The sequence below is a fragment of the Streptomyces sioyaensis genome, from assembly GCF_004122735.1.
In the GTDB taxonomy this organism is placed as follows: Bacteria; Actinomycetota; Actinomycetes; order Streptomycetales; family Streptomycetaceae; genus Streptomyces; species Streptomyces sioyaensis.
Genome location: NZ_SDIF01000093.1, coordinates 11,966 through 27,881, shown reverse-complemented (window position 1 = coordinate 27,881; position 15,916 = coordinate 11,966). Strand labels below are relative to the sequence as shown.

Here is a 15,916-nt window from a genome sequence, read left to right as displayed (position 1 = left end):
GGGGGGAGCGTAGCCGGGGGCGGGCGCCCCCGAAGCGGCCCGTCTCCTCTCCCTCCCCTCCCTCCTCCTTCTCTTCCTTCTCCTCCTTTCGGACGAGGAGCGGGCCGGACCCCCTACCCCGGTATCACCCGGGAGTTGGCCCCGCGGTGTGACGCCGCGTCATCCACCCCCTTCCTACGTTTCCCTCCGCCACCAACGGGAGGGAGACCCACATGTCCAGGCTGCGCAGCGCCGCCCGACGCAGCAGGCGCACGCTCGTCGGCGTCGCGCTCGCGGTGGTCGTGGCCGCCGGCACCGGCGGCTGGGCGGCCGGCAGCGCACAGACCGCGGTCACCGGTCCGGCGCCCGGCGCGGCCGCCTGGCGGGCCGACCACTCGCTCGGCGTCCGGCTGCCGGACCCGGCGACCGCGGCCCCCGCCGAGGTCGCCCGCTTCTTCGCCGCGCTGACCGACGGCCAGCGGCAGGAGCTGGTGGCCCGGCATCCGCTCACCGTCGGCAATCTCGACGGTGCGCCCCTCGCGCTGCGGTACGAGGCCAACTCCCGTGCCCTGGCGGCGGAACGGGACCGCCGGCTGGCCCGCGCCGACGACCCGGCCGGCACCCTCCAGGACCACCGTCAGGACAGGGCCGTGGCCCGCCGCTACACCGCGCTGCTCGCACCCGGCCGCCGCATCCTCGCCTTCGACCCGCGCGGCCGGGGCCAAGTCGCCGAAGTCCACGGCGACTTGGCCACCGCCGAGCACACCGCCGTGATCGTGCCGGGCTCGGACATCGATCTGATGTCCTTCGACCGGGCGACGGACCCGTACGGCACGCCGACCGGCATGGCCAGGTCGCTGCGCGCCCAACTGGCCGCCGATGCGCCCGGGAGCCGTACCGCGGTCATCGCCTGGGCGGGGTACACCACACCGGTCGGGCTCGGTCCGGACGCCGCCACCGGGCGGCTCGCCGAGGCCGGGGCGCCGCGGCTGGCCCGCCTGCTGTCCGGGCTGACCGCGGTCGGCGCCCGGCCCCCGGCGGTGCTGTGCCACAGCTACGGCTCGGTGGTCTGCGGGCTGGCCGTTCCGCGGCTGGGCGGTGGCGGCCTCGCCGACCTGATCGTCCTCGGCTCCCCCGGTATGCGTCGCGACAGCGTGGCGCAGCTGCGCACCTCCGCCCGGGTCTGGGCGGGGCGGGACGCCTCCGACTGGATCGGTGACCTCCCGCACGTCGAATTCCTGGGCCTGGGCCACGGCACCGACCCCACCGATCCCGCCTTCGGGGCCCGCCGGCTCCCCGCCGTGCGGGCCGTAGGACACACCGGCTATCTCGCGCCCGGTACGGACTCCCTCCACAACGTCGCGGCCATCGTGCTGGGCCGCTACGACGCGGTGCACTGACGCCGACCGCTGACCTCCGCTATCCGCCGTCACCTGCCAACGAGCCCTGTACGCACCGCCGTTCACCACCGCACGAGCCCCGCAAGCCCCGCACCCGCACCACGCACGCACCTGCCCCAAGGACTGAACGACCGACGATTCCGCGACGGAAGAACCCAAGGACGCCTCATGGACACCGCCTCTCTCGCCCCGCTCAGATCCGCCGCCCGGCGGACGGCCCGCCGGATCGAGGACCGTACGCCCGCGGACCGCGACCGTGCGATCGACGGTCTGCGCGCGCTGGCGCTGCTCGCCGTGCCCACCGGCCACTGGCTGCTGGGCGGCTTCACCCTGGACGCCGGCGGCGCACTGCACAACGCCAGTCCGCTGACCGCCTTCGGCCTGCTCGCGCCCGCCAGTTGGGTACTCCAGATGCTCGGCATCTTCTTCCTGGTCGGCGGGCATGCGTCGGTGCTCTCCTACCGGCGCGCCCTGGGGCGGGGCACGCCGGTGGGCAGCTGGCTGCGCGGCCGGCTCGTCCGGCTGGGCCGCCCGGTGGTCGGAGTGACCGCCGTATGGGCCGCGCTGTTGCTGCTCCTGTACGGGCTGGGGGTGCCGGAGGCGACGCTGCGGACCGGGGCGACGCTGGTGATCCAGCCGCTGTGGTTCGTCGCGGTGTACGCGGGGACCACCGCGCTGACGCCGTACTGCGTGCGCGCCGCGCGGCGGATGGGCGCCTGGGCGGCGGCGCCGCTGGTGGTGGCGGTGGCCGGGGTGGACTTCCTGCGCTACGGGCCGTTCGCCGACGCCATGCCCTCGTGGCTGAGCCTGCTCAACCTCCTGCCCGGCTGGCTGTTCGCCTATCAGCTCGGGGTCTGCTGGGGCGAGCGGCGGCTCGGCCGGCGCGCCGCCGGGGCGCTGCTGCTCGGCGGTGCCGTGCTGTTCGCCGCGCTGCTGCTGTTCTTCCACTACCCGGCGAGCATGGTCGGCGTCCCCGGTCAGGACCGTACGAACTCCCATCCGCCGTCGCTGCTGGTCCTGGCGCTGGCCGCAGCCCAGTCCGGTGCCGCGATCCTGCTGCGGGACCGGCTCGCCCGACTCCTGCGCCGGCCCGCCCTGTGGGCGCCGGTCGTCGTCATCAACCTCTCCGCGATGACGATCCTGTGCTGGCACCAGACGGCGATGCTGACGGCGGCGGTGCCCGCGTCGTTCCTGGGCCCGGTGCCCGGGCTGACCGTGGCGCCCGACACCGTCGGCTGGCTGCTCGCCCGGCTCGCCTGGCTGCCGGTCTTCGCCGCCGTACTGCTCCTGATCGCCCGCGCCACCCGTCGCTTCGAGGCTCCCTGGACCGGTGTCACCCGGGCCCGCCGCACCGCGGCGGCGCTGCTGGCCGCCGGGTTCGCGGCCTTCGCGCTGGGGCTCGCGTAACTCCCCGCCGTGGTGCGGGTTCCTCGGGGGCCGGCGAGCCGCTCCGGCCCCCGCGGAACACCTACTCCCGCCCGGCCGAGGTGGACGACATGTCCGCGTACCGCGCCCCCACGACCTTCCCGGCGATCGGCTCCAGCAGCGCCAGATCCTGCGCGGTCAGCCGGATCCCGGTCGCCGCGGCGTTCTCCTCGATGCGGCTGCGCTTGCGGGTGCCGGGGATCGGTACGACGGCCAGACCGCGCGCCGTTGCCTGGTGCTGCACCCAGGCCAGGGCGATCTGGCCGGGCGTGGCGCCGTGCGCCTCGGCGATGCTGCGGACAGGCTCCAGCAGCGCGGCGTTGGCGGCCGCGTTGTCGCCGGTGAAGCGGGGCTGGGTGCGGCGGAAGTCGTCCGCGGTCAGCTCCTTGTCGGCGCTGACGAACGCGCCGGTGAGGAAGCCCCGGCCGAGCGGGGAGTACGGGACGACGCCGACGCCGAGCTCGGCGGCGGTCGGCACCACGCTCCGCTCGATGTCCCGGCTGAACAGCGACCACTCGGACTGCAGCGCCGCGATCGGGTGCACGGCCTGCGCCGCGCGCAGCTCGGGGCCGGTCACCTCGCTCAGCCCCAGGTGCTTGACCTTGCCCTCGGCCACCAGCTCGGCCATGGCACCGACCGACTCCTCGATCGGGACGTCGGGGTTGCGCCGGTGCATGTAGTACAGATCGATCTCGTCCACGCCCAGGCGCCGCAGGCTGCCCTCGACGGACCGGCGGATGTAGGCCGGGTCGTTGCGGATGATCCGCTTCGTCGGGTCCTCGGGGTCGGCGGCTATCGCGAACTTGGTGGCGAGCACGACCTCGTCGCGGTGCGCCCGGAGGAACGGGGCGAGGAACTTCTCGTTCTCCCCCACCCCGTACATGTCGGCGGTGTCGTAGAGCGTGACGCCCAGCTCCAGCGCCCGCTCCAGCGTGGCCCGCGCCTCGTCGGCGTCCGTCGGACCGTAGGCGAAGCTCATGCCCATACAGCCCAGGCCCTGCACGCCGACCCGCGGGCCGCCGGTGCCCAGCTCGACCGTTTCGATCTTCTTGCTGCTCATACGGACCTCAGCACCTCTCGGACGCCCGCCGGGCGTCGGCATAGATTTCGATCTTGTGGTCGAGTACGTCCAGCGTGCTGTGCAGCTCGGCGATCCGTTGGCGAACGTCCTCGCGGTGCGCGGTCAGCAGCCGCTCCCGCTCGGCGAAGGTGCCGCTGCCGGCCCGCACCAGTTCGGCGTAACGGACCATGTCCGCCACCGGCATACCGGTCAGCCGCAGCCTGGCCACCAGGTTCAGCCAGTCCAGGTCGCGGTTGCTGAAGCGCCGCTGCCCGGTGTGCGTGCGGTCCACGTGCGGCATCAGGCCGATCCGCTCGTACCAGCGCAGGGTGTGTGCGGTCAGGCCGGTGTGCTCCGCCACCTCGCTGATCGTGTACCGGTCGTGGCCGGTGGGCCGTGGGTGCGGGGGTGTGGTGCCGCAGCCGCGCTCCGTCGCGGGCCGCAGGCCGGCCGTGGCCGCGCCGCTCGTGGCCGTTTCGCCCTGCATGACCGTCATGCCCCGTCTCCCCTGATCGCCGGATGTCTCCCGGCGTTTTCGCCGGGCGCCTCTCGACGTCTCCAACGCTAGAGAGTTCGAGCGCACTCCAAGCAAGCGCGATCTTGACCGGGATTTGGGGCGGCGCGGGCCGGCCCGGTGGCGGACGACGGGGGGTTGCCGCCACCCCCTAGGCTCGTGTGCATGCAGAGCCTGCGGATGATCGAGAACTGGCCGGTGCCCACTGCCGCTGCCGCCGTCGTACGAGCCGACGGCTCGGTGGCCGGAGCGTACGGCCCCCTGGAGCGGCGCTTCCCGCTGGCGTCCGTGACCAAGCCACTGGCCGCGTACGCCGCGCTGCTGGCCGTCGAGGAGGGCGCGGTCGAGCTGGACGAGCCGGCCGGGCCCCCGGGATCCACGGTGCGTCATCTGCTCGCCCACACCTCGGGGCTGGCCTTCGACGAGCCGCGCACGATGGCCGAGCCGGGCACCCGCAGGCTCTACTCCAACGCCGGCTTCGAGGCCCTGGGCGATCACCTCGCCAAGGCGACCGACATCCCCTTCCCGCAGTATCTGCACGAGGCGGTGCTCGCACCGCTCGGCATGAACTCGACGGACCTGCCCGGCTCGCCCGCCAAGGACGCCGTCTCCACGGTCGCCGACCTGATCCACTTCGCCGCCGAGCTGCAGGCACCGCGGCTGCTCGCCCGGGAGACGCTCACGGCGGCGACCCAGGTGGCCTTCCCCGGTCTGCCGGGTGTGCTGCCGGGCTTCGGCCACCACAGGCCCAACGACTGGGGTCTGGGCTTCGAGATCCGCGACGGCAAGTCGCCGCACTGGACGGGCGCCACGTCCTCCGCGCGCACGTTCGGGCACTTCGGGCAGTCCGGGACGTTCCTGTGGGTGGACCCCGACGCCCGCGCGGCCTGTATCGCGCTGACCGACCGGGCCTTCGGGCCCTGGGCGATGGAGGTCTGGCCGCAGCTGACCGACGCGGTGCTGGCCGAGCTGGCGCGGCCGGCCTGACGTGCGCACGGGCCCGGACACCACCGGGCCCGCCGCGGTCTCACACGTACTCCGGCTCCGCCCCCATCTCCCACACCAGGCACTCCGCGGCCGCCAGCCCCTGCAGTTCCAGCCCCGCACCGTCGGTGATCCGCGCCGCGTCACCGGCTGCCAGGTGCTCCGCGCCGAGCCGTACGGCGCCGCGCACCACATGCACATAGGCCCGTGCGGCATCCGGGACCGCGGTGCGCTCACCGTCGGCGAGGCGGCGCACGTGCAGCAGCGCACCGGCCTGCGGCACCGCGTACGGGGTGCCGTCGGCGATACCGCGCACCACCTCGTACGCGGGCTCGCCGCCGAATGCGAGCGGCGCCAGCCACATCTGGACGAAGCACAGCGGCCCGGCGCCGTCGTTGCGCTCCACATGCCGCACGCCGCCGGCCGAGCTGAGCCGCTGGAGATCGCCCGGGCGTACGGTGGTCTCGTGGCCGGCCGAGTCACGGTGGGTCAGCTCGCCCTCCACCACCCAGGTCACGATCTCCGTGTCGCGGTGCGGGTGCTCGTCGAAGCCGGCGCCCGCGGCCAGCCGCTCCTCGTTACAGGCGATCAGTGCCCCGAAGCGCAGATTGTCCGGGTCGAAATGGGGGCCGAAGGAGAACGCGTGCCGTGACTCGATACCCGCCTCCGGCTCGCCGCCGCGGTAGCGTTCCTCGGCCCTACGCACCTGAATCATGGGCCCACCGTAGCCCCGCCCCCGCACCTCTCCGCCCCGATAGTGCAGGCTTGTCCCGTGTCTGAACCCGCATCGCGCGACGCGCACCCGCACTCGGCGACCCTTAGGCGTCTGGAGAATTCGTCCGGCAAACTGGCGGCCGCCGCCATCGCCCGCATGGACGCCACCCTGCCGTGGTACCGCGCGATGCCCCCGGAGAACCGCTCCTGGATCGGCCTGGTGGCCCAGGCCGGTATCGCCGCGTTCACCGAATGGTTCCGGCATCCGGAGACCCCGCAGGCGATCAGTACCGACGTCTTCGGCACGGCGCCGCGCGAGCTGACCCGGGCGATCACGCTGCGGCAGACCGTCGAGATGGTCCGCACCACCATCGAGGTCATGGAGTCCGCGATCGACGAGGTCGCGGCGCCGGGCGATGAGTCCGTACTGCGCGAGGCCCTGCTGGTCTACGCCCGGGAGATCGCCTTCGCCACCGCCCAGGTCTACGCCCAGGCCGCCGAGGCCCGCGGCGCCTGGGACGCCCGGCTGGAGTCGCTGGTGGTCAACGCGGTGCTGTCGGGCGAGGCCGACGAGGGCGCCGTCTCGCGCGCGGCGGCGCTGGGCTGGAACTCCCCCGAGCACGTGTGTGTGGTACTGGGCACCGCCCCGGACGGGGACAGCGAACTGACCGTGGAGGCGATCCGGCGGGCCGCGCGGCACGCCAAGCTCCAGGTGCTGACCGGGGTCCTGGGTTCCCGTCTGGTGGTGATCGCGGGCGGCTCGGACAATCCGCTGAAGGCCGCGAAGGCACTGATCGGTCCGTATGCCACCGGTCCCGTGGTGGCCGGTCCGGTGGTCTCCGATCTGCTGGCCGCAACCCGCTCGGCCCAGGCCGCGGCGGCCGGGTTGCGGGCGTGTGCCGCCTGGCCGGACGCCCCGCGGCCGGTACTCGCGGACGATCTGCTGCCGGAGCGCGCGATGGCCTCGGACCCGGTGGCGCGCGAGCAGCTGGTGGAGGAGATCTACAGACCGCTGGAGGAAGCGGGGTCGGCACTGTTGGAGACGCTGAGCGTCTATCTGGAGCAGGCGAGCAGTCTGGAGGGCGCGGCCCGGATGCTCTTCGTGCACCCCAACACCGTGCGGTATCGGCTTCGACGTGTGACCGACGTCACCGGCTGGTCACCCTCCGATGTGCGGTCGGCGTTCACCCTCCGTATCGCGCTGATTCTGGGGCGCCTGGCTGACGGTGAGGCGCAACCCTAGACTTTTGTCGGACACCAACAATTACCCCGATGGTTCTTGGTCCCTGTCCCCACGGGCGGGCGGAACCACCCACAAGAGAGAGTGTGAGGGTGCTCGTACTCGTCGCTCCCGGCCAAGGCGCTCAGACGCCCGGCTTCCTGACCCCCTGGCTCGACCTCCCCGGTGTCGAGGACCGGCTCCGTGCCTGGTCGGACGCCATCGACCTGGACCTGGTCCACTACGGCACGAAGGCGGACGAGGAGGAGATCCGCGACACCGCGGTGGCGCAGCCGCTGCTGGTGGCCTCCGCCCTGCTCTCCGCCCGGCAGCTCTTCGCGACGGCCGACGCCGTCACCACGCAGGTCGGCGCGGTGGCCGGCCACAGCGTCGGTGAACTGGCCGCCGCGGCGCTGGCGAACACCATCTCCGACGAGGCCGCGATGACGCTGGTGCGCCGCCGCGGCCAGGCGATGGCCGAGGCCGCCGCCGTCACCGAGACCGGCATGGCCGCGCTGCTCGGCGGCGACGAGGCCGTCGTCCTCCCGCATCTGGAGCAGCTGGGCCTGACCCCGGCCAACGTGAACGGCGCGGGCCAGATCGTGGCCGCGGGCACCGCCGAGCAGATCGCCGCGCTGGTCGAGAACAAGCCGGAGGGCACCCGCCGGGTCGTACCGCTGAAGGTGGCCGGCGCGTTCCATACTCACCACATGGCACCTGCCGTCTCGGCCCTGGAAACCGCGACCGCCCAGCTGGCGGTCGCCGATCCGCAGACCCGTTACGTCTCCAACAAGGACGGGCAGCTGGTCTCCTCCGGCCAGGAGCTGGTGCGACGGCTGGTGGGCCAGGTGGCCAACCCCGTGCGCTGGGACCAGTGCATGGAGACCTTCAAGGAGCTCGGCGTGACCGCGCTCATCGAAGCGGCTCCCGGTGGCACCCTCACCGGCCTGGCCAAGCGCGCACTGCCCGGCGTGCGGACCCTCGCCCTCAAGACGCCCGACGACCTCGACGCGGCCCGCACGCTGATCGCCGAAACGACGTCAGCCGCAGCCGCGGCGGGCTCCGCACCGGCCGAATAGGAGTCCGAAGCGCATGACCTCGAAGATCAAGCCCTCACAGGGCACCCCGTACGCGCGGATCATGGGTGTGGGCGGCTACCGCCCGACCCGTGTCGTGCCCAACGAGGAGATCCTCAAGCACATCGAGTCGTCCGACGAGTGGATCCGCTCGCGGTCCGGTATCGCGACCCGCCACTGGGCGGGCCCCGAGGAGACCGTGGCGCAGATGTCGGTCGAGGCGTCCGGCAAGGCCATCGCCGACGCCGGCATCACGCCCGGGCAGATCGGCGCCGTGATCGTCTCCACGGTCTCGCACTTCAAGCAGACCCCGGCGATCGCGACCGAGATCGCGCACCGCATCGGCGCCGGCAAGCCGGCCGCGTTCGACATCTCGGCGGGCTGTGCGGGCTTCGGCTACGGACTGACCCTGGCAAAGGGCCTGGTGACCGAGGGCTCGGCGGAGTACGTCCTGGTCATCGGCGTCGAGCGGCTCTCGGACCTGACCGATCTGGAGGACCGTGCGACGGCCTTCCTCTTCGGCGACGGCGCCGGCGCGGTGATCGTCGGCCCGGCCAAGGAGCCGGCGATCGGCCCGACGGTCTGGGGCTCGGAGGGCGACAAGGCCGAGACCATCAAGCAGACCCTCGGCTGGGACGTCTACCGCACCACCCCGGTCCCCGGAGGGGACGCCCCCGAGGGCCGCCCGGCCCCGGAGGAGATCCGCTACCCCGCCATCACCCAGGAGGGCCAGGCGGTCTTCCGGTGGGCGGTGTTCGAGATGGCGAAGGTCGCCCAGCAGGCGCTGGACGCGGCCGGAGTCAGCCCGGACGACTTGGACGTCTTCATTCCGCACCAGGCCAACATGCGGATCATCGACTCGATGGTGAAGACTCTGAAGCTGCCGGAGAGCGTCACGGTCGCCCGCGACGTGGAGACCACCGGCAACACCTCGGCCGCCTCCATCCCGCTCGCCATGGAGCGGCTGCTGGCGACCGGTCAGGCCAAGAGCGGCGACACCGCGCTGGTCATCGGCTTCGGGGCGGGTCTCGTCTACGCCGCTACGGTCGTTACCCTCCCCTAGGCAAGATCTGCGCAACGCCGGATGTCCTCGGATGTACCGGCCGCCGCTCGGATCTTCACCGCAAGTAACGCAGTTTCCCCATAAAATGACCGAAGGAGCGCCATCATGGCCGCCACTCAGGAAGAGATCGTTGCCGGTCTCGCCGAGATCGTGAACGAGATCGCCGGGATCCCCACCGAGGACGTCCAGGTGGACAAGTCCTTCACCGACGACCTGGACGTCGACTCGCTGTCCATGGTCGAGGTCGTCGTCGCCGCCGAAGAGCGCTTCGACGTGAAGATCCCGGACGACGACGTCAAGAACCTCAAGACGGTCGGCGACGCGACCGACTACATCCTCAAGCACCAGAGCTGATCCAGCTCACGCGCATGTCGCCACCCCGCGGTGGCGCCGTCGATTCAGACCCCTCTACCCGTGGAGTAAGAATTCCCGTGAACGCGACCAATCGCACCGTGGTCGTCACCGGTATCGGCGCAACCACACCGCTGGGTGGCGACAGCGCTTCGACCTGGGAGGCCCTGCTCGCCGGACGCTCCGGCATCAGCACCCTCGAACAGGACTGGGCCACCGACCTGCCGGTTCGTATCGCCGGCCAGATCGCCGTTGAACCGTCCGAGATCATTCCGCGTCCGCAGGCCCGGAAGCTGGACCGCTCGGCGCAGTTCGCGCTGATCGCGGCCCAGGAGGCCTGGAAGGACGCGGGCTTCACCGCCAAGGCGGGCGAGGACACGTCGGTCAACCCCGACCGTCTGGGCGCCGTCATCGCCTCCGGCATCGGCGGCGTGACGACCCTGCTCGACCAGTACGACGTGCTCAAGGAGAAGGGCGTACGCCGCGTCTCCCCGCACACCGTGCCGATGCTGATGCCGAACTCGCCGTCCGCGAACGTCGGCATCGAGTTCAACGCCCGCGCCGGTGTGCACACGCCGGTCTCGGCGTGCGCGTCGGGCGCCGAGGCCATCGGCTACGCGATCGAGATGATCCGCTCCGGCCGCGCCGACGTCGTCGTCGCGGGTGGCACGGAGGCCGCCATCCACCCGCTGCCGATCGTCGCCTTCGGCAACATGATGGCGATGTCCAAGAACAACGACGACCCGCAGGGCGCCTCGCGTCCCTGGGACGTCGACCGCAACGGCTTCGTGCTCGGCGAGGGCGCCGGCGTGGTCATCCTGGAGTCCGAGGAGCACGCCAAGGCCCGCGGCGCGCGCGTCTACGCGGAGGCCGTCGGCCAGGGCATCTCGGCCGACGCGCACCACATCACGCAGCCCGAGCCGTCCGGCAACGGCATCGCGGCGGCGCTGCAGAACCTCCTCGACAACACCGACCTCCAGCCCGCCGAGATCGTGCACGTGAACGCGCACGCGACCTCGACGCCGGCCGGTGACGTCGGCGAGCTCCGCGCGCTGCGCAAGGCGTTCGGTGACGACGTCGACCACATGGCCATCACCAGCACGAAGTCGATGACCGGCCACCTCCTGGGCGGCGCGGGCGGTATCGAGACGGTGGCCACGGTCCTCGCACTCAAGAACCGCATCGCCCCGCCGACGATCAACATCGACCAGCTCGACCCGGAGGCCGACGCGGACATCGTCCGCGGCGAGCCCCGCAAGCTGCCGGCCGAGGGCCGGATCGCGGCCCTGAACGACTCGTTCGGCTTCGGCGGCCACAACGTGGTCCTGGCCTTCCGCTCGATCTGAGGCACCCTCAGCACCCGTAACGGGCCCGCCCGGTGACATGTCACCGGGCGGGCCCGTTGCCGTCTCGGCCCTCTCAGCCGTCTCAGTCGTCGAATCCGGCGTAGTACGCCGCCGACGCGTCCTTGTCGCCGTGGCCCTGCCCCTCGGCGCGGCGGAACCGCTCCGCGGCCCCCGCGAGCAGATCCACGTGGACGCCGGCGTTCTGCGCGGCCTCGGTGATCAGCCGGGCGTCCTTGCGGGCGGCGGACACGGTGAAGCTCGCGGGGTAGTTCTCGGACAGGATCAGCTCGGATTTCAGCCGGAGGTACGGCAGATCGAGCGCCCCGCCGGCGACCGCCGCGAGGAAGTCGCGCGGGTCCACCCCGAGCCCCTTCGCGAGGGCGAGAGTCTCACCCGTACCGCTGATGACCGTCAGCACCCAGGTGTTGACGACGAGCTTGAGACGGCTGGCGGCGCCGTCGGCGGCGTCCTCGCCGACCCACTGGGTACGGCTCCCGACGACGCCGAAGATGCGCTCGGCGCGCTCCCGTACGTCCTGCGGACCGGCCGCCAGGATCGTCAATTCCCCCTTCTCCGCGGGGTCCTTGGTGCCCAGCACCGGGGCGTCCACGAAACGCAGCCCGTGTTCTCCGGCGAACCGGGCGAGCGGGGCGAGCCCTTCGGGCCCCACCGTGCTCATCTGGAGCCAGAGCGCACCGGGCGGCAGGGCGGGGGCGGCCTGGTGCAGTGCGTCGAGGACGGCGGGCCCGTCGAGCAGCATCGTGAGGACCACGTCGGCGCCGTCCACCGCCTCGGCGGGCGTGCCGGTGACCCGGATCCCGTCGGCGGCCAGCGGCTCGGCCCTGGCGCGGGTGCGGTTCCAGGCACGGACGTCCAGACCGGCCCCGGCGAGGTTGCGGGCCATCGCCGCGCCCATGATTCCGGTGCCGAGCACCGCGACGGAGAGGGTGTCGGAAGCGTTGTTGTCGGCCATGACGGCACGCTAGGACCTGGAGCGCACTCCAAGGCAACTGTGGTCGCGTGTCGGGGTGCAGCCGGGCGGCGCGCCGGGTGGACCGGCCCCGCTTGAGGGAACGATCCGGCGGGCGCGCCCTAGACGACCTGGTGCAGCCAGCGGACCGGGGCGCCCTCGCCCGCGTACCGGAACGGCTCCAGTTCGTCGTCCCAGGGCTTGCCGAGGAGCTTGTCGACCTCGGCGGCCAGCTCCGTCTCGCCGCGCGCCGAGCGGGCGACCGCGGCACGCAGCCGGTCCTCGGGGATGAGGATGTCGCCGTGGATGCCCGTGACGGCATGGAAGATGCCCAGGTCGGGGGTGGAGCTGTAGCGCTCGCCCTCGGCGGTGGCGCAGGGTTCCGCGGTCACCTCGAAGCGCAGCAGATGCCAGCCGCGCAGCGCGGAGGCCAGCTTGGAGGCCGTACCGGCCTCGCCCTGCCACGAGAACTCGGCTCTCCACGTGCCCGGGGACGCCGGCTGGCGGATCCAGTCGAGATTGACACGCACGCCGAGGACGCCCGCCACGGCCCATTCGACATGCGGGCACAGCGCGCGCGGTGCGGAGTGGACGTACAGAACTCCACGGGTCGTCACCGGGACCTCCAGTGCGGTTCGAGGTTCGCCTTCCCCAGCGGCCTCGTGCCCGTTCCGGTTGCGGCCGGGACAGTGGTCATTCTGCCCCAGTGATCACTTCGGCACCAGCGTGCTGGTGACCTACAGTAAACACCATTAGGCGGAATTTGCCGCAAAAGGGACAGGAAATGACGTGATGTAATTTGTCCGTGCCGACTGCACTTGCCACTTTGGGTCACCGCCCGGAAGGCACGGGGCAAAGCTACCGCGCGGCTCCGGTCGGGTGGTGACGTACCGTCGGTACTCGAAGAGATATCACTCGCACGCCGGAGGGGACAGGGGATGACGCAGATCAATCGGCCCTTTCGCCCCCTCAATCGGCCCTTCCGGGCCCGCCGTCACCGCTTCCGACGGTACCCCTCACGCACCGTCGCCGCGGCGTCCGCACTCCTGATCGCGCTCACCGGCTGTAGCGACGACTCCGCGGCACACTCCGGCGCGTCGGGCAAGCGGCACGGCCCGCCCGCACCCGTCTGGCGCACCGACCCCGGCTCGATCGCGGCGCTCGGCGACTCGATCACCGCCGGCTTCGACGCCTGTACGGTGCTCGCCGACTGCCCCCGGGTCTCCTGGGCCACCGGCACCGACCCCGCGGTCGACAGCCTCGCCCGACGGCTGATCGAACAGCCCGCCGGCCACAGCTGGAACTTCGCCCGGACCGGTGCGCTGATGAGCGATCTGCCGGAACAGGTCGCCTCGGCCACCCGCCGCAGGCCCGAGCTGGTCACGGTCCTGATCGGCGCCAATGACGCCTGCCGGAACGACGTGGCGGCGATGACGCCGCCGGCCTCCTTCCGGGCCGACTTCGCACGGTCCATGAGGCAGCTGCGGCGCGCCCTGCCGCACACCCAGGTGTATGTCGCGGCGGTGCCGGACCTGCTGCGGCTGTGGTCCGAGGGGCGCAAGAACCCGCTGGGCAAGCAGGTGTGGAAGCTGGGCCTGTGCGGGTCGATGCTGCGCGATCCGGACGATCTGACGCAGGCGGCCCAGGACCGGCGGGCGAGCGTGCAGGACCGGGTGCGGGCGTACAACTCGGCGCTGGCGGAGGTCTGCGGCAAGGATGCGCTGTGCCGGTTCGACCGGTCGGTCTTCGACTACCGCTTCACCGGACGGCAGTTGAGCACCTGGGACTGGTTCCACCCCGGCACCCGCGGCCAGAAGGAGCTGGCGGAGCTGGCGTTCAAGGTGGTCACCCGGTCGGGGCGGTAGCGCCCGCACCCGGGATCCGGGCGCCCGCGGGGATCGGCGGGCGGTCGGCGGCATAGGCTCAACGGCATGAAGACGCAGGTCAGCAGGGAAGCGTTCGGCGTGCTGGACGACGGCACACCCGTCGAGCGCTGGACCCTGGAGTCGGGTCGAGGCGGGCTGCGGGTCCGCGTCCTGACGTACGGCGGGATCGTCCAGACCCTGGAGGCCCCGGACCGGGACGGGACGCGGGGTCAGCTGGCGCTGGGCTTCGCGGATCTGGCCTCGTACGTCGCGCACGGCGGGTCGTACTTCGGCGCGCTGGTCGGGCGGTACGCGAACCGGATCGCCGGGGCGTCCTTCCCGCTCGACGGCCGGACGCACCGGCTGACGGCGAACGACGGGCGGCACAGCCTGCACGGCGGGGCGCGCAACTTCTCCCGGGTGGTGTGGAGCGCCCGGGAGACCGACGGCGGCGTGGAGCTGCACCGGGTCAGCCCGGACGGCGAGGAGGGTTTCCCCGGCGCCCTGGACGTGCGGGTGACCTACACCCTCTCCCCCGACGGCGCGCTGCACGTCGTCTCGCGCGCCCGGACCGACGCCCCGACCGTCGTCAACCTCACCAACCACACCTATCTCCACCTGGGCGGGGCCGGCGGCGGCTCCGCCTGCGGCCATGAGCTGCGGCTGGCGGCGTCCCGGTACACGCCCGTCGACGCCACCGGCATTCCGCTGCCCGGCGCGCCCGCCGACGTCGCCGGGACCCGCTTCGACTTCCGGACGGCGCGGGCGGTGGGCGGCGGCTACGACCACAACTTCGTGCTCGACGGCGGGGTCGCACCGGCGCCGCGCACGGTCGCGGAGCTCCACGACCCGCGGTCGGGCCGGGTGCTGGAGTTGTCCACCACCGAGCCCGGTCTCCAGCTCTACACCGCGGACCACCTCGACGGATCCCTGATAGGCAGCTCGGGCGTCCCCTACGGCCCACGGGCCGGACTCGCCCTGGAAACCCAGCACTTCCCGGACTCCCCCAACCGGCCGGACTTCCCGGGTACGGTGCTGCGGCCCGGCGAGCACTACTGCACGCAGACCGTGTACCGCTTCTCGGTGCGGCCACGGGCTGCGGGAACCCCTTAGGGGCGTAGCGGGCGAAGGTCATCCTGTGCGGGGACGCGGCGGGGCGGCGGTGACGGAACGATGAGCAGTGACCGGCTTTCCGGTCCGATCCGCTCCGTTCCGCTCCATTGCCTGCCCAGGGAGAACCGTCACCATGGCCCGCCTTCACGCTCCTCATCTGCTCCTGTCCGGTGCGGCGTTGGCCGTGCTGGTGGTGGCGGGCTGCTCGCTGCCGGACTACGGCCCGACGAAGGCGGCGCAGCGCACGTACTCCGTGCCGGGCACGGTCGGCGCGCTGTCGGCGACCACGCACGGTGGGAACATCGAGATCGTGCCGGTCGACGCCGGCGGCTCGGTCCGGGTGACGGAGAAGTACCGCTACAACGACCGCAAGCCGCAGCCCGCCCACACGGTCAAGGACGGCCGGCTGACGCTGAAGGCCGCGGAGTGCGGCATGGGGCGCCGGTGCGAGGTCGACTACCGGGTGCTGCTGCCGCGCACCGCCTCGGTCGAGCTGCACACCAGCGGCGGGGACATCACCGTCCGGGGCACCCGGGGCCGGATCGTCGCGGAGACCAGCGGCGGCGACGTCACCGTCACGGACTCCGCGGCCCGCAGTGTGCGGGCGAGGACCAGCGGCGGCGATGTGGACCTCGCGCTGGCCGCGGCGCCCGACGAGGTGACCGGCCGGACCAGCGGAGGCGATGTCACCATCCGCCTCCCCAAGGGTGCCTATGCGGTCGACGCCGCCACCAGCGGCGGAGACCGCAAGGTCTCCGTCCCGACGGACGGGCGCTCCGCGCACAAGGTGACGGCGCGGACGAGCGGCGGTGATGTGTCGGTGGTGACCTCATGAGG

16 protein-coding genes are annotated in these 15,916 nt (G+C 72.6%); 11 read left to right on the top strand and 5 right to left on the bottom strand.

Going from position 1 to position 15,916, the window contains the following annotated elements; translation table 11 throughout:
• The first annotated feature begins 212 nt into the window (after positions 1-212).
• Positions 213-1,379, top strand: coding sequence for an alpha/beta hydrolase (locus EST54_RS25395; RefSeq protein ID WP_129250047.1), 1,167 nt, complete (start codon positions 213-215; stop codon positions 1,377-1,379).
• A gap of 168 nt (positions 1,380-1,547) precedes the next feature.
• Positions 1,548-2,786, top strand: a complete 1,239-nt coding sequence (locus EST54_RS25390) for an acyltransferase family protein (protein ID WP_129250046.1) — start codon at positions 1,548-1,550, stop codon at positions 2,784-2,786.
• A 61-nt stretch (positions 2,787-2,847) separates the two neighbouring features.
• Here EST54_RS25390 and EST54_RS25385 read toward each other — a convergent pair whose 3' ends face one another.
• Both EST54_RS25385 and EST54_RS25380 read right to left on the bottom strand, forming a co-directional pair.
• A complete protein-coding gene (locus EST54_RS25385; protein ID WP_129250045.1) occupies positions 2,848-3,864 on the bottom strand; it encodes an aldo/keto reductase in 1,017 nt (338 codons plus the stop codon).
• A gap of 7 nt (positions 3,865-3,871) precedes the next feature.
• Positions 3,872-4,360 (bottom strand): MerR family transcriptional regulator, encoded by a 489-nt coding sequence (locus tag EST54_RS25380; RefSeq protein WP_129250044.1) that lies wholly within the window; start codon positions 4,358-4,360, stop codon positions 3,872-3,874.
• Positions 4,361-4,543: 183 nt separating this feature from the next.
• Between EST54_RS25380 and EST54_RS25375 the strand changes: the two genes are divergently transcribed.
• On the top strand, positions 4,544-5,365 hold the full coding sequence (locus tag EST54_RS25375) for a serine hydrolase domain-containing protein (protein WP_129250043.1): 822 nt from the start codon (positions 4,544-4,546) through the stop codon (positions 5,363-5,365).
• A gap of 40 nt (positions 5,366-5,405) precedes the next feature.
• On the opposite strand, the gene EST54_RS25370 is transcribed toward EST54_RS25375, so the two are convergent.
• Entirely contained in the window at positions 5,406-6,077 is a 672-nt protein-coding gene (locus EST54_RS25370) for a pirin family protein (RefSeq protein ID WP_174857514.1), read from the bottom strand.
• A 57-nt stretch (positions 6,078-6,134) separates the two neighbouring features.
• On the opposite strand from EST54_RS25370, the gene EST54_RS25365 reads away from it, so the two are divergent.
• From EST54_RS25365 to fabF, 5 genes are all read left to right on the top strand, one after another.
• Positions 6,135-7,319 (top strand): PucR family transcriptional regulator, encoded by a 1,185-nt coding sequence (locus EST54_RS25365; RefSeq protein WP_129250041.1) that lies wholly within the window; start codon positions 6,135-6,137, stop codon positions 7,317-7,319.
• Positions 7,320-7,408: 89 nt separating this feature from the next.
• The gene (locus EST54_RS25360; RefSeq protein ID WP_129250040.1) at positions 7,409-8,374 is read left to right on the top strand and encodes an ACP S-malonyltransferase; all 966 of its coding nucleotides are present in this window, start codon (positions 7,409-7,411) and stop codon (positions 8,372-8,374) included.
• Between the two features lie 13 nt (positions 8,375-8,387).
• Positions 8,388-9,434 (top strand): ketoacyl-ACP synthase III, encoded by a 1,047-nt coding sequence (locus EST54_RS25355; protein ID WP_129250039.1) that lies wholly within the window; start codon positions 8,388-8,390, stop codon positions 9,432-9,434.
• A 105-nt stretch (positions 9,435-9,539) separates the two neighbouring features.
• Positions 9,540-9,788 (top strand): acyl carrier protein, encoded by a 249-nt coding sequence (locus EST54_RS25350; RefSeq protein WP_006605825.1) that lies wholly within the window; start codon positions 9,540-9,542, stop codon positions 9,786-9,788.
• A 77-nt stretch (positions 9,789-9,865) separates the two neighbouring features.
• Positions 9,866-11,131 carry a beta-ketoacyl-ACP synthase II gene (gene fabF, locus EST54_RS25345; RefSeq protein WP_129250038.1) on the top strand — a complete coding sequence of 422 codons (1,266 nt, stop codon included), beginning with the start codon at positions 9,866-9,868 and terminating at the stop codon, positions 11,129-11,131.
• Between the two features lie 82 nt (positions 11,132-11,213).
• Here fabF and EST54_RS25340 read toward each other — a convergent pair whose 3' ends face one another.
• Both EST54_RS25340 and EST54_RS25335 read right to left on the bottom strand, forming a co-directional pair.
• Positions 11,214-12,104: an NAD(P)-dependent oxidoreductase gene (locus tag EST54_RS25340; RefSeq protein ID WP_129250037.1), complete on the bottom strand. Its 891-nt coding sequence runs from the start codon at positions 12,102-12,104 to the stop codon at positions 11,214-11,216.
• Positions 12,105-12,223: 119 nt separating this feature from the next.
• The gene (locus EST54_RS25335) at positions 12,224-12,718 is read right to left on the bottom strand and encodes a DUF3145 domain-containing protein (protein WP_093483003.1); all 495 of its coding nucleotides are present in this window, start codon (positions 12,716-12,718) and stop codon (positions 12,224-12,226) included.
• A 321-nt stretch (positions 12,719-13,039) separates the two neighbouring features.
• Here EST54_RS25335 and EST54_RS25330 point away from each other — a divergent pair, with 321 nt between their 5' ends.
• From EST54_RS25330 to EST54_RS25320, 3 genes are all read left to right on the top strand, one after another.
• Entirely contained in the window at positions 13,040-13,966 is a 927-nt protein-coding gene (locus tag EST54_RS25330) for an SGNH/GDSL hydrolase family protein (RefSeq protein WP_129250036.1), read from the top strand.
• A gap of 66 nt (positions 13,967-14,032) precedes the next feature.
• Positions 14,033-15,079, top strand: a complete 1,047-nt coding sequence (locus EST54_RS25325; RefSeq protein WP_129250035.1) for an aldose epimerase family protein — start codon at positions 14,033-14,035, stop codon at positions 15,077-15,079.
• A 133-nt stretch (positions 15,080-15,212) separates the two neighbouring features.
• On the top strand, positions 15,213-15,914 hold the full coding sequence (locus tag EST54_RS25320) for a DUF4097 family beta strand repeat-containing protein (RefSeq protein WP_129250034.1): 702 nt from the start codon (positions 15,213-15,215) through the stop codon (positions 15,912-15,914).
• Positions 15,915-15,916 lie beyond the last annotated feature (2 nt).